The 13,496-nt window shown below is 33.3% G+C and carries 11 protein-coding genes; 7 read left to right on the top strand and 4 right to left on the bottom strand.

What is annotated here, in order from left to right:
* Positions 1 to 4: 4 nt before the first annotated feature.
* From H6578_03305 to H6578_03295, 3 genes are all read right to left on the bottom strand, one after another.
* Positions 5 to 541: a methylated-DNA--[protein]-cysteine S-methyltransferase gene (locus H6578_03305; protein ID MCB9226189.1), complete on the bottom strand. Its 537-nt coding sequence runs from the start codon at positions 539 to 541 to the stop codon at positions 5 to 7.
* Positions 538 to 1,410 (bottom strand): bifunctional methylenetetrahydrofolate dehydrogenase/methenyltetrahydrofolate cyclohydrolase FolD, encoded by an 873-nt coding sequence (gene folD, locus H6578_03300; GenBank protein ID MCB9226188.1) that lies wholly within the window; start codon positions 1,408 to 1,410, stop codon positions 538 to 540. The genes H6578_03305 and folD overlap by 4 nt, the downstream gene beginning before the upstream one ends.
* Before the next feature lie 89 nt (positions 1,411 to 1,499).
* Entirely contained in the window at positions 1,500 to 1,964 is a 465-nt protein-coding gene (locus H6578_03295) for a biotin/lipoyl-binding protein (GenBank protein MCB9226187.1), read from the bottom strand.
* Between the two features lie 88 nt (positions 1,965 to 2,052).
* Here H6578_03295 and H6578_03290 point away from each other — a divergent pair, with 88 nt between their 5' ends.
* From H6578_03290 to H6578_03270, 5 genes are all read left to right on the top strand, one after another.
* The gene (locus H6578_03290) at positions 2,053 to 4,656 is read left to right on the top strand and encodes a M1 family metallopeptidase (protein MCB9226186.1); all 2,604 of its coding nucleotides are present in this window, start codon (positions 2,053 to 2,055) and stop codon (positions 4,654 to 4,656) included.
* 13 nt (positions 4,657 to 4,669) lie between these two features.
* Positions 4,670 to 5,500, top strand: coding sequence for a lysophospholipase (locus tag H6578_03285; GenBank protein MCB9226185.1), 831 nt, complete (start codon positions 4,670 to 4,672; stop codon positions 5,498 to 5,500).
* A 6-nt stretch (positions 5,501 to 5,506) separates the two neighbouring features.
* Positions 5,507 to 5,872 carry a hypothetical protein gene (locus H6578_03280; protein ID MCB9226184.1) on the top strand — a complete coding sequence of 122 codons (366 nt, stop codon included), beginning with the start codon at positions 5,507 to 5,509 and terminating at the stop codon, positions 5,870 to 5,872.
* Positions 5,873 to 5,951: 79 nt separating this feature from the next.
* On the top strand, positions 5,952 to 7,445 hold the full coding sequence (locus H6578_03275; protein ID MCB9226183.1) for an acetyl-CoA carboxylase biotin carboxylase subunit: 1,494 nt from the start codon (positions 5,952 to 5,954) through the stop codon (positions 7,443 to 7,445).
* Positions 7,446 to 7,679: 234 nt separating this feature from the next.
* On the top strand, positions 7,680 to 8,222 hold the full coding sequence (locus H6578_03270; GenBank protein MCB9226182.1) for a hypothetical protein: 543 nt from the start codon (positions 7,680 to 7,682) through the stop codon (positions 8,220 to 8,222).
* 84 nt (positions 8,223 to 8,306) lie between these two features.
* On the opposite strand, the gene H6578_03265 is transcribed toward H6578_03270, so the two are convergent.
* Positions 8,307 to 9,773: a hypothetical protein gene (locus H6578_03265; GenBank protein ID MCB9226181.1), complete on the bottom strand. Its 1,467-nt coding sequence runs from the start codon at positions 9,771 to 9,773 to the stop codon at positions 8,307 to 8,309.
* A gap of 245 nt (positions 9,774 to 10,018) precedes the next feature.
* Here H6578_03265 and H6578_03260 point away from each other — a divergent pair, with 245 nt between their 5' ends.
* Both H6578_03260 and H6578_03255 read left to right on the top strand, forming a co-directional pair.
* Positions 10,019 to 12,181: a T9SS type A sorting domain-containing protein gene (locus tag H6578_03260; GenBank protein MCB9226180.1), complete on the top strand. Its 2,163-nt coding sequence runs from the start codon at positions 10,019 to 10,021 to the stop codon at positions 12,179 to 12,181.
* A 254-nt stretch (positions 12,182 to 12,435) separates the two neighbouring features.
* Positions 12,436 to 13,491 carry a hypothetical protein gene (locus H6578_03255; protein MCB9226179.1) on the top strand — a complete coding sequence of 352 codons (1,056 nt, stop codon included), beginning with the start codon at positions 12,436 to 12,438 and terminating at the stop codon, positions 13,489 to 13,491.
* The last annotated feature ends 5 nt before the right edge of the window (positions 13,492 to 13,496 follow it).

The following is a 13,496-nucleotide window of genomic DNA, read 5'->3' as shown; positions in this document are numbered from 1 at the left end:
TGTTTTAAAATAATTCCAATTGATTTTCCTTTTCGGGGTTTTCAAGTTGCAGCAGTTTTTTCTTAGCCGGCAAGCCACCTGCATAACCTACCAATGAACCATCTTTTCCTATAATTCGGTGGCAGGGCACTATTATAGAAATAGCGTTTGCTCCATTAGCACCAGCTATAGCTCTTATGGCTTTTTCATTATTCATTTTCTTAGCCAAATCTATATAACTACTTGTAGTTCCATAAGGAATTTGAATAAGTGTATTCCAAACTTCTTGCTGAAAATTAGTGCCTACAAACTGCAAAGGCAAATCAAAAACCGTTCTTTTTACAGAAAAATATTCTTCCAACTGTAGAATTGTTTTTTCTATCAATTCTGTTTTTTGTTCTTCAAATTGAGCGTTTAATCCACCTGAAATTCGTTTATCAATGGCATTACGCATTTTTCTGTATCGCCAGTCTGCAAGACACAGTTTATTATTAAAATCTCCTAAAATTAATTCTCCTACCAGAGTTTTGTAATAGTACGTATATATTTTTTGTGAGTTCATTTCTCCTCTGCTGCCTGCAAAGTATTTTGCATTAAAGACACCACCGTCATTGGCCCCACACCGCCCGGAACGGGAGTTATATACTCACATTTTGGAGCTACTTCATCAAATTTTACATCGCCTTTTAAAGCGTAGCCACTTTTCTTGCTTTCGTCTTTTACTCTTGTTATGCCTACATCTATTACCGTAGCTCCTTCTTTTACCATATCGGCTGTAACAAATTCTGCTTTGCCTAAAGCAACAATCAAAATATCTGCTTGCAAACAAAGTTCTTTTAAATTTTGAGTGCGAGAATGGCAAATAGTAACCGTGGCATTACCCGGATTTCCGGATTGACTCATCAAAATACTCATAGGACGCCCTACAATATTGCTTCTGCCTATTACTACACAATGTTTACCTTCTGTAGTTACATTATTTCTTTCTAAAAGCGTCATTATACCTTTAGGCGTTGCCGAAACATAAGTTGGCAAACCTAAAGTAAGCTTACCTACATTACTTGGGTGAAAACCGTCAACATCTTTATTGGGGTTTATGGCATTTATTATTTTTTCTTCATCAATATGCTTAGGCAATGGAAGTTGAACAATAAATCCATCTATATCATTATCATTATTTAGTTGATTTACAGCATTTAGCACTTCTTGCTCTGTTGCATTTTCATCAAAACGGAGTAGCGTAGATTGAAAACCAACTTGCTGGCAACTTTTTACTTTGTGTCCTACATAAGTTTCGCTTGCTCCATCATTTCCAACTAAAATAGCGGCTAAGTGCGGACGTTTTCTCCCTTGGGCAATACGTTTTTCAACCTCTAATTTTATTTCTTCTTTAATGGTTAGAGATAGAGTTTTGCCGTCTAAAAGTTTCATGGTAAATTATTTTCTGCAAAGATAGAAATACTTTATGCTGAAGCTAATATCTGTATAAATAGAAATCAACAGATAGTGGAAAGAAAAAATTATTGCATTTCAATAAGTATTTGACCTTTTTCTACCGCTTCTTTTTCTTTAACCAATATCTTTTTAATAACTCCTGCACCAGAACTTTTAAGCATATTTTCCATTTTCATTGCTTCTAATACCAGCAGAGTATCGCCCTCTGCTATGGTATCGCCTTCCTTTACTTTTAAACTCAGCACTAAGCCCGGCATAGGAGCTTTTACATTTTCAAAACGTTTTACCGTTATATCCGACATGCCCATTTTTTCAAGCAATAAATCGTTTTGGTCTTTTATATTTATAGTATAAGGCGTGTCGTTTACACTTATCGTCATGTTTTTAAGGTTGTCATCTTTACTTAAAAGCACACATCTATACGATTTAAAATCTTTTAAAATATGAAAAGTATCGCCTTGTTCTATTATATCCCAATCGCTTTCTTTGCTAATTTCATATTCTTTATTATTTACTTTAACTTTTAACATAAGTATGACGTTTTAATCTACAAAAATAGAGAAATTTAAACGTTAAAAAATAATTGAAGTATCTTTGTAAACTTCAATAACACCTTATATGAATAAAATAACATATTTTTTACTGGCAATAATGCTTTTATCTGCGTGCAAAACTGCTCAAAAGGCAGGTTCAACTAAAGATTTTTTAGATGAAAAAGATAAAATGCTGGACGAAATTGTAATAGAAAGAGAAAGAACACCTTACCGTGCCACTTACGAAAGAAAAAATGATTTATTACACACAGATTTAGACGTAAGTTTTGATTGGCAAAAACAGTATCTTTTTGGTAAAGCCACACTTACTTTTAAACCTTACTTTTATGCTACAAATCGTTTAGTATTAGATGCTAAAGGTATGGATATTAACAGCATTACGCTCTCTAATGGTACTGCTTTAGACTATATGTACAACCAAGAGCAAATAACTATTAATTTAGACAAAATTTACCATAGAAATGAAGAATACACTATTCTTATAGATTACATTTCTAAACCTAATGAATTAGAAAATAAAACAGAGGAACTAAGTGCTATTAAAGATGATAAAGGACTTTATTTTATAAATCCTTTAGGCGAGCAGAAAGATGTACCTAAGCAAATTTGGACGCAAGGCGAAACGGAAAGTAATTCCGTTTGGTTTCCAACTATAGATAAGCCTAATGAACGTACTACGCAAGAAATAAGCATAACTGTAGATAAAAAATACATAGCCATGTCAAATGGTTATATGGTAAGCGATATAGACAATAATGATGGCACAAGAACCATAACTTGGAAACAAGATAAACCTCATGCTCCTTATTTATTTATGATGGCAATAGGAGAATATGCACAAGTTAAAGATGAATGGAATGGGCTTTCGGTAGATTATTTTGTAGAGGAAGAATACAAAGATGTAGCCAGAAAAATATTTGGCAAAACACCAAAAATGTTAGATTTCTTTACTCAAGTTTTAGATGTAGATTATGAATGGGATAAATATTGGCAAGTATGTGTAAGAGAATATGTAAGTGGAGCAATGGAAAACACATCGGCAGTAGTATTTGGAGATTTTGTACAACTAACCGAAAAAGAACTAAATGATGATACTTTTACTGAAGATATTGTTTCTCACGAGCTATTTCACCATTGGTTTGGCGATTTAGTAACCTGCGAAAGCTGGTCAAACTTACCACTTAATGAATCTTTTGCCACTTATGGAGAAGTGCTGTGGAGAGAACACGAATACGGAGAAAATGAAAAATACAGAAAGCTTTATGAAGATATGCGTGGATATTTTAATGAAGCATCCAAAGGAAAACAAGTAGATTTAATAAGATTTCATTACAGCAAAGCAGATGATATGTTTGACAGCCATAGCTATGCTAAAGGTGGCGTTATTTTAAATATGCTAAGAGAAGTGGTAGGCGATGAAGCTTTCTTTTTATCCTTAAAAAAATATTTAGAAGACAACAAATTTCAATCTGTAGAAATACACAACTTGCGTTTAGCTTTTGAGGCAGTAACAGGTAGAGATTTAAACTGGTTTTTCAATCAATGGTTTTTAAGTGCCGGGCATCCGGTTATTGACATTAATTATACTTATACAGATAGTAATGTAGTAGTAAAAATGACTCAAAAGCCAAGTGCCGAAGATTATTTAGTGTACAATTTGCCAATGGAAGTAATAATTTTTAAAGCCGATGGAAGTAGCGAAACAAAAAATATAGTTTTTGATACAAAAGAACAAGAATTTGAATTTCCTACCAATGGAGAAGCTGCGTGGGTAGATGTAGATGCCAAAAAAGTAACTTTAGCTGAAATAAATAATAATCAAACAGAACAGCACTGGGCAAAACAGTACGAATTAGGTAAAACAATGTTAGACAGATTTTATGCCGTTCAGCATTTTGCAGATAATAACACAACAGAAATTGCCAAAAAAACTTTAACAAAAGCTTTAGAAGATAATTATTGGATGGTGCAAAAAGAAGCTGTAGCATCTATTGATTTAACATCTGAAAATAGTGAATTGGCACTACAAAAAACACAACAGTTAGGCAACGATGCTACTGTAAATACCGATTTAAGAGCCGAGGCATTGTATGCACTAAGTGATTTAGAAGACAAAAAATATGAAGCAACATTTGATAAAGCCATTACGGCAAATTCATTTAATGTAAATGCTGCCGGTTTGCATGGTTTAGCTTCCATAAATGAAACTAAGGCTTTAGCAGAAGCCCAAAAATTTGAAACCGAAAAAAGCTACGCCACAGCAGATGCCATAGGTTATATTTATAGCGAATATGGCGAAGCAGATAAAGCTCCCTATTTTACAGATTTAATGATAAACGACAGCGACCAATATAAAAGAATGTATGCCGCTTATTATTATTCTAAATTATTGAGCAGGATGAACTCCCAAATGGCATTAGACGGCATTAACAAAATAGTAGATTATGGAAATAACGACAAAGGAGACCATGCTAAAAATGTAGCTATAAATTCATTAATGAATATACAATCTACATTTAATACTAAAGCGGAAGAAGTAAGAGCAGAAACCCATGAAAAAGGTTTAAGCAGTGCTCAAAAATTAGCTTTAGAAAATGAAATGGTTGACTATAAAAGTGTGGCAGATAAAGCTACAGAAGAAATAAAAAAGCTATACGCAAAAAAATAAAACGCAAAAAAAAATGGCACATCAAACATTTAATTTCAAAATAGGAAAAACAGATTTTTTTGGTCAATACTGGAAAGCCGAAAATGCTAAAGCAAATATAATTTTAGTGCATGGCATGGGCGAACACAGCACGAGATATGACGGATTTTTTGCCAATAAAATGAATAATGCAGGCTATTCTGTTATAGCTTTTGACCACTACGGGCACGGAAAAACAAAAGGAAAGCGTGGCGATTGCCCCGGCTACAGAGCTGTTTTAGACAGTGTAGATGTTTTGTTTGATAAATGTGATGAATTTTTAGATAAAAACCTGCCTAAAATACTATACGGACACAGTATGGGAGGTAATGTGGCAGCTAATTATATTTTAAAAAGACCGACTAAAATCAAATTGGCAGTTTTATCAAGTCCTATGCTAAAACTGGCTTTTGAGCCACCCGCTTGGAAATTATTTGCAGGCAAAATAATGCGAAATATTTACCCTTCTTTTCAAGAAAGTACAGGTTTAGAAGCCGCAGGTATTTCAAGAGATAAAGAAGCCGTAGAAAAATACATAAACGACCCATTAGTGCATGATAAAATAACTATAAATTTCTCGTTACCATTTTTTGAAGCCGGAGATTGGGCTATTGATAATGCAAAGAATTTAACAATTAAAACGTTGCTAATACACGGCACGGGCGATAGAATAACTTCTTACAAAGGCTCTGAACAATTTGCTAAAAATGCAGGAGATAAAGCTCAAATTCAATTATATGAAGGTGGCTACCACGAGCTACACAATGATATAGTAAAAGAAGATGTGCTTAACGATGTAATAGCTTGGTTAGATAAAAATATTTAAAAAGCGATGCCTCTATTAAATGACGATATTAATAAACCAAATGCTACAGAAGGTTGGTTTGCAGTTAGGCGAGTGATTAAAGACCGTTTTGGCAAGCGACCAGATATTAATGCTATTTTATTTTTAATAGGCATGAATGAATTAGGTATTTTTAAAGAAAAATGGGAGAAAGAAGAGAAACAAGATTTAATGCATATAGCACTTTGTACACTTTTTGAAAAAGAAGGATACTACAAGTTCACCCACACCGATGAAGACGGGTGGCCACATTACGAAAACCTAAAGCCAATGCCCGATATTCTTTTTAAAGACCAAGAAACTTTGCTTAAAGAAAAAATAGTTGATTATTTTATGGATAAAAAATTGATATAAGTACTAAATCAAACTGTTTAAAATTACATTATTTATAGCACAATTTAATTCGTAAATTTGGCACTCAACAGAAAACACTATGAAAAAAGTACTAATAGCTAATAGAGGAGAAATTGCTTTGCGTATTATTCGTTCATTAAAAGAAATGGATATAAAAACCGTAGCTGTTTACTCAGAGGCAGATAGAGATGCTCCTCATGTTAAAGCCGCAGACGAAGCTGTTTTGTTGGGACCTCCGGCATCTAAAGATTCATATTTGTTGGGAGATAAAATTATTGACTTTTGCAAGAAACTGAAAGTAGATGGCATTCACCCAGGGTTTGGTTTTTTAAGCGAAAATTCGGCTTTTGCCAATGCTGTAGAAAAAGCAGGTATTACTTTTATAGGACCTTCTGCCCACGCCATGGAAATAATGGGAAGCAAACTAGCAGCCAAAGAAGCCGTGGCAAAATACAATACTCCACTAGTGCCCGGAACAGAAGAAGCCATTACAGACATACCCGCTGCTAAGCAACGTGCCAAAGAAATAGGTTTCCCTATTTTAATAAAAGCATCAGCAGGCGGTGGTGGAAAAGGGATGAGAATAGTAGAAAATATAGCCGAGTTTGAAGACCAAATGAACATGGCTATTAGCGAAGCTCAATCTGCTTTTGGAGATGGTGCAGTTTTTATTGAAAAATATGTTACCAAGCCACGCCATATAGAAATACAAGTGATAGCAGATAAACACGGAAATTATGTTTACTTATTTGAAAGGGAATGTAGCATACAGCGTAGGCATCAAAAAGTGATAGAAGAAGCTCCATCGGCAGTTTTAACGCCAGAGCTGAGAAAAAAAATGGGCGAAGATGCCATAAATGTGGCAAAATCTTGCAACTATGTGGGTGCAGGAACGGTAGAGTTTTTATTAGACGGAGATATGAATTATTATTTCTTAGAAATGAATACCCGACTACAAGTAGAGCACCCCGTCTCTGAACTAATTACAGGTATTGATTTAGTAAAAGAGCAAGTAAAAGTAGCCCGAGGAGAAAAGCTGAGTTTTACTCAAAATGATTTAAAAATAAATGGACATGCTATAGAATTGCGTGTTTATGCTGAAGACCCACAAAATAACTTCTTACCCGACATAGGTAAATTAGAAATTTACAAAAAACCCGAAGGACCAGGAGTAAGAGTAGATGACGGATTTGAAGAAGGTATGCAAATTCCTATTTATTATGATCCCATGATTTCTAAACTTATAGTGCATGCCGAAAGCAGAACTGCCGCTATAGGTAGAATGAAAAGAGCTATAAAAGAATACCAAATAAAAGGCGTAAAAAACACTTTAGGTTTTGGGGCTTATGTAATGAACCATGAAGCATTTGTAAGTGGTAAATTTGATACAGGTTTTGTAAAAAATCATTTTAATGCTGATACTTTAAATACTGAAAACACAAAAGAAATGGAAATTGCAGCAGCATTAGCCGCACATCTTTTTAATAAAAGAAAAAACTACAGTGCTACAAATCAAAAATTAGTTTCTGAAACAACAGAAAGCAAGTGGAAAAAGAATAGGCTGGCAAGGTAGTAATACCACTTAGAAATAATAACCCAATCTATACTTCCGCATTATTTCTATAAATATATTTTTGTTTGTAAAACCCCTACAACTTACAAGATTAAACCTATAAATCAGATATTTATCATTAATTTCTAATTTTGATAAACCTATTTTAGTTAAAATGTTGGTTAAAAAAAATACATAAGCCAAATTATGTTTGTGTCCATATCTAATATTATTAACTAAAAAATTAAATGTATGTTGAAAAAACCATTCAAACCCACCTTATTTGTTCTAAGCATTTTTATGATTCTGTTTTCATGCAAAAATGACACAAATAATACTACTAAAGAAACCACCGGTAGCAAACATAACTGCCCGGTTTATGATGAAATTAATTTTGCATCGGGTGGACACTTTTTAAACCTTAACATTGGCGACTCAAGGGAAACCGTTAAAGAAAAAATGAAATCAATGCCTATTGCCGATGAAGATGATGGTGCTGTTTGGTTCAAAAAAAATATAGGAACTTTTGAATATTCCGTTGATACTTATTTTGAAGATGAAGCACTTTATTCGGTAGATGTGTTTGTGTATTTCTACGATAATGATTTCAACGTTAATACTGAAGATTGTAAAGCCTTATATGCGGATTGGAAAAAGGATTTTACTGCGAAATATGGTGCTGTTGACGAACTTGAAGATGACAAAACTACCTATTCCGTTTGGGATGACGGCAATGTGGAATTTGAAGTTGGATATGATGAAGACAGAACCTATATTTATTCTTACAAAATAGACTAATCATCTTGTTTTTAATTTGAGAATTAAAGTGTCATATTAAATGGCACTTTTTTTTTGTTTTTACCCCTAAAAAGGTGGCATCTCTCATCGTATTGCTTCCAGCAGCTTCATAAAACTACCTGTTTTAAAATACGCATTATCAAATTTACCTACACTCAACTTTTGCATTGTGTCGTATAATTTTTCAAAATTATTATCAATTTTGTTCAAATCATTGCTGTTTCGCAAAAATCGCAACAAGGCTTTTTGAAAAGCGTATAGCTTAGCTCTTTTGCTTAAATTGCGTTGCAAAGACCTTATGGCAGACTCTAAATACAAGGTGTTTTTTAATTGATAATGACACAGCAACAATAGCATTCTATAAATAACATAAAATGTAGGTGCCATACTTTTTTCTTTATCCTGTATTTCAAGTAACAGGTCTAAAGACTCATTTGTTTTCCCCGCTAAAAAGTAGTTTATAGCAGTTAAAATTATAGTAACATACGATAGCGGAGTGTTTATCCATGTTTCAATATGTCCTGTTGCCACTTCATTCTCATAATATGCCACGCCTTCATTATATTTGTTTAGCTTGGTATAATAAAGTGTTTTTAATACGGCTATTTTATTTTCAATTAGCAATGCCACACCCGTTTTAGGCATTCCTTTGGCTATAAATCGCAATCGGTTTTCAATATCTATCAAATCATCTTCCAATATAATATTGCTTGATGATAAGAGCGAAATACGCAAATCTTGCAAATCGTACTCGCCTTTTAAAGCTACCCTACCGCCAATGCGTGTTTTCAATTCCTCAATAAACTCCTTAATTTGCTCTTGAGCATTGGGCATATTTACCATACTCATTAAAACTGCTTTTAACCAAATAAATGAATGAAACGACCTATTGGGAATCGTAGCATTGGGCAAGTGCAAACTCTCATTCTCCCAAAGCAATACATACTGTTTAAGCTGTTCTTCGGTTCGCGGATCGCCTACATTTCTTGCCAACTGAAAAAAATGAAACTTAATTTCAAGTAAATCTATTGCCAAATTAAGCCTTCTTGCATGCTCTTTGCGTTGTTTGAAAAAATTTGTTCTAAAAGCGGTGTCAGCATTTACCGGTTTATAAAAAATAGTAATTTTCTCTTGCAATTCTTCTGCAAACATGAGCATAGCATAGCTTGATTTATCTTCTAAATTTGGCAATATAGCTTGCAATTTTTTATGTGCCGATTCATACAGTTTTTTCTTTATTAAAAACTGTATGTGAAACAATTCGCTTTCATATATAGCATCTTTAGGGCTACGATAACTAAGCATGGCATGCTTTATAAAACTATACAAATTATTAAGTGCTTCGGTTAAATTCATTCCCGATACATCTTTAGATAAATTGCTTTTAAGCCTTTCTTTATCATATATTTTTTGCTTATTGATAATTTGAATGGCATGGGCATAACGCAATGTGGCTTTGCCTCCAAGTGCCTCTACCATTATACTCAAATGCTTCTTTTCATTTTTTTCAAGACTGTGAATCAGCTCAAAAACTTCTTTCAATTTTGACATACTAATACCGCATTAAATTAAACACTTGATAAACCTAATATTTTTATTTTAAAAACAAAAATAAAACAGCTAAAACATAACATAAAAGTATAAAAAACACATTAAAATACTTTTGTAAAACCTAATTTTTAAGAAAAAATGGCAATTAATTAAAAAAGAGTGCTTTTACTTTTGATGCTGTATTAAAAAAACTATACGCAAAGTATGGTTGCTATTATTAACTATTAAAATTTTAAATTATGAAAATGAAAATTACCTTTTTATTTATTGCATTCTTTCTATTGCTTAAAGTAAATGCACAAGAGTTTTCTTACGATTGGCACACCACAGGAGATATAACCTACTACATTGATGAAACAGAAGTTGTAGATACCGTAGTTTATTCTATAATTACTGCTTATCAGCCCTTTGATGCTGACCCTACTGCCGGAGTTGATATGATTGTGCCCGATTCTACGAATGGCACTAGCGGCTACCCAAATCTTATTGTTCTTAGCAAAATGAGCACTAATGGAACTTATTTGGGTTCTACTTTACTTATGCAACACTACTCTAGTGGCGACATTAATATACGGGATATGAAAATAAGTCAAGACGGTAGAATTGTGATTAGCGGACGCACTCAAAATCCGGGAATTAACTTTACTCCATTTATTTCAAATACAAGTCTTTACAGTGCTACAATGGGTTACAACAACCGAACAACCTTTATAGCTTTTTACGATTTAAACGGCAGCTATCAAAACCATATTGAATATGGCGATGGTCAAGCTGTTTTCATTAATGAATTAGATATTGACGATAACAATAATTTGTACTGCACCGGAAGTTTTTCACAAAACGTTGATTTTGATTTTACTTCCGGCACTGATTCATTTACAGCTAATAGAGGTTCCGGTATGATAATAAAAATCAACTTAAACACCCAGAGTTATGTTTGGACTAAAGCAATATACGGCAACAGCAGCTATCAATATGCTTCTGTAGGTTTTGTATATACAGAAATTAAAAACAACAAGATTTATATTTCTGGTTATGCCTCTGAATTGGATAGCGTAGATACCGACCCATCTAGTGCAGCACACTGGGAAGTAAACGGAAATTTTAATACAAATAATCAGGAAATGACATTTATTGTAAAATTAGATATTAACGGAAATTTTATTAATTCTTTTTCATATAGTGGCACAACAGATTATGCTGACCCAGCAGGTATTGCGGTGGATCAGCAAGACAATGTATATGTAACTGGTTACTATTATTCATACGATACCCTACACTTAGGGCAAGGTGCAAGTGCCCCCTTACTTTATACCAGCTTATACGATGGCAGCAACTATGAATCGCTCGTTTACTTGTTTAAGTTAGATAACAACTTAAATGTAGTTTGGAAAGAAAATATTTATGCAAGCGAATCTGTTGATTATGGCTTTACTTACTCTTCCCAATTCATTTATACAAAAAATAATAAAATTGCTGTTTGTGTTGATTTTGAAGGAGATTTATTAGTTGAAAAGGATGGTGTAATAGATTCACTTAACGCCTTTGCTGATTATTACGGTATAAGTGCCATCATATTAGATGGAGCTAATGGAAGTGTATTAAATCATTATGATGTGTATAACAACAATGCTAATAGCGGTCTTTATGTACGAGATTTCTGTGTAGATGATAACTTTAATGCTTATATAAAAGGAGAGTTTGATCAAGCTATTGATTTTAATATTTATGATGGTGTAAACCAATATGACACTGCATACACTTACGGAGGCCCATACATGCTTACATTAAAATATTGTGAAGATTATTTAGAAGAAATAACCGTTTCTGCCTGTGAAAGTTATACTTCGCCTGCGGGAAATACTTATACCAGCAGTGGAGTGTATAATGAAAGTTTTACTACTGCCAATAATTGCGATTCTACTTACCGCATAAACCTTACTATTGATACCATTCCAAGTGCAGTTATAACCTTTAACAACTTTGTATTAGAAGCTACTGCCGGTGGCTATAGCTATCAATGGATAAATTGCAGCAATAACACCCCTATATCTGGAGCTACCAACCAAAGCTACACTGTTACCGCCAATGGAAATTATGCCGTAGTAGTAAGCAATGGCTTGTGTTCCGATACTTCTGCTTGTACGGCCATAACCAATGTGGGTATAAAAGATATAAACTCATTAAATGCAGGTATTTATCCAAACCCAACTACGGGTTTTGTAAACATTGAAACAGATGAGCAAATAGCCCTTGTTACTATTGTAGATATTCAAGGAAAACAATTAATGCGTTTTAGTGGCAATAATAAAACGATTGATATAAGCTCTTTAAATAATGGGGTTTATTTTTTGCAACTTACTGCCGAAAGCAACAAAACTTCAATACACAAAATTATTAAGAGGTAATACTTTGTTAGTTAAAATAACACCCTTTTAGGGATAGCTACTGAAAGGGTGTTTATTAAATCCGTGTTTGTCATTTCTGCCAACGGGAGAAACGAAGCTAATGAATACAATTAAAAACAAATATGAATGAATGAATAAATAAATCTTATTGCAAGTTAATAAGGTAGATGCCTCAATCCTTCGGCATGACACAAGAGGAGGAGTTAAAAAAACATTGAAAAGCAAAACAAAATATAAAACATAAATAAAATATCATGAAAAAAATAATAATACTATCACTTTTAATTTTAAGTACAATAAAAATATACGCACAAATGGAAACAAACAGTCCCGCAAAAATTCAAATTAATGGTTTTAACCAACAATTAAAAATAGCTAATGAATCTATAGACAAAGGATTTTTTAAAAATGCCGAAAGCAAAATTGGTACATTAGAAAGAATGCTTACAAGCATCAAAACAAAAGACCCTAATTATAACACCAGCTCATTAGAGCAACAATTGGAAGATTTTAAAGTAAGATGCAGCTCTGGCAAAGCAGCCGATATAGAACAAAAAGCTGCTGCAAAAGAACAATACTACAGCAATATCAAAACTAAAGATGTGCTTGATATAATTACCAGAACAAACAGTTTAAGCCAAGAAGATGCTGATGAATTACTGGCTTTAGACATCTCAAGCATTGACATGAGCAGCTACCAAAGATTCGTTGAAGAATTATCGGGGCGAACACTAAGCACCGATTTACCCAATTTAAAATCATTAATGACTGATGTTCCAATAGTTCAAGAAGCCTTAATACATTACAACAGATTTACCGACCAAAAACGATACTGGCAAACCGTTTCTAAACTAATTCCTAATTCAATGGCAATCAAAGAAACCTATCAAAAATTTGAAGCCTTAGACAAAGAATTAGGAGGCGAAGCCGGAGTAAAATCTAAAGCCAAAGAACAATATACCGAGTATTTAAAAAATAAAACTATGCCTAAAGCAGTAGTAAAAGATGCCGGTGCAGAAGCTATCATTAAAAAGGCTTATGAAGAAGAGGGTGTAAAACAGGGCTACAACAGAACTTTATTAAAAATAAACCTATTGGAGAGCGATTGGACTATTTTAACACAAAAATATACAGGTGCAATTTTAGGTAGAAAACGTGCAGCAGCCATTGCTTTTAAAAATAATAAAACCGGAGAGTGTGTAATGTATCGCTTTTTTGAAGTGTATCAACAGTACAATGGTTCGGGTTATAGCAATGGTAGTGGTACTTCTACTACAGAAGAGTTAATTCCTTGTGAAAATATAAAATAATAGTC

The sequence above is a fragment of the Chitinophagales bacterium genome, from assembly GCA_020635995.1.
Classification (GTDB): Bacteria; Bacteroidota; Bacteroidia; order Chitinophagales; family UBA8649; genus JAFMKE01.
Note: the sequence above shows the minus strand (reverse complement) of the source record. Positions and strands in the feature narration are given on the sequence as shown.

Excerpts from the sequence above, each read along its gene's own strand:
- H6578_03265 (MCB9226181.1), bottom strand. The coding sequence starts at position 9,773 with ATGTCAAAATTGAAAGAAGTTTTTGAGCTGATTCACAGTCTTGAAAAA.
- H6578_03305 (MCB9226189.1), bottom strand. The coding sequence starts at position 541 with ATGAACTCACAAAAAATATATACGTACTATTACAAAACTCTGGTAGGA.
- H6578_03255 (MCB9226179.1), top strand. The coding sequence starts at position 12,436 with ATGAAAAAAATAATAATACTATCACTTTTAATTTTAAGTACAATAAAA.
- H6578_03290 (MCB9226186.1), top strand. The coding sequence starts at position 2,053 with ATGAATAAAATAACATATTTTTTACTGGCAATAATGCTTTTATCTGCG.
- H6578_03260 (MCB9226180.1), top strand. The coding sequence starts at position 10,019 with ATGAAAATTACCTTTTTATTTATTGCATTCTTTCTATTGCTTAAAGTA.
- H6578_03280 (MCB9226184.1), top strand. The coding sequence starts at position 5,507 with ATGCCTCTATTAAATGACGATATTAATAAACCAAATGCTACAGAAGGT.
- H6578_03285 (MCB9226185.1), top strand. The coding sequence starts at position 4,670 with ATGGCACATCAAACATTTAATTTCAAAATAGGAAAAACAGATTTTTTT.
- H6578_03275 (MCB9226183.1), top strand. The coding sequence starts at position 5,952 with ATGAAAAAAGTACTAATAGCTAATAGAGGAGAAATTGCTTTGCGTATT.
- folD (MCB9226188.1), bottom strand. The coding sequence starts at position 1,410 with ATGAAACTTTTAGACGGCAAAACTCTATCTCTAACCATTAAAGAAGAA.
- H6578_03295 (MCB9226187.1), bottom strand. The coding sequence starts at position 1,964 with ATGTTAAAAGTTAAAGTAAATAATAAAGAATATGAAATTAGCAAAGAA.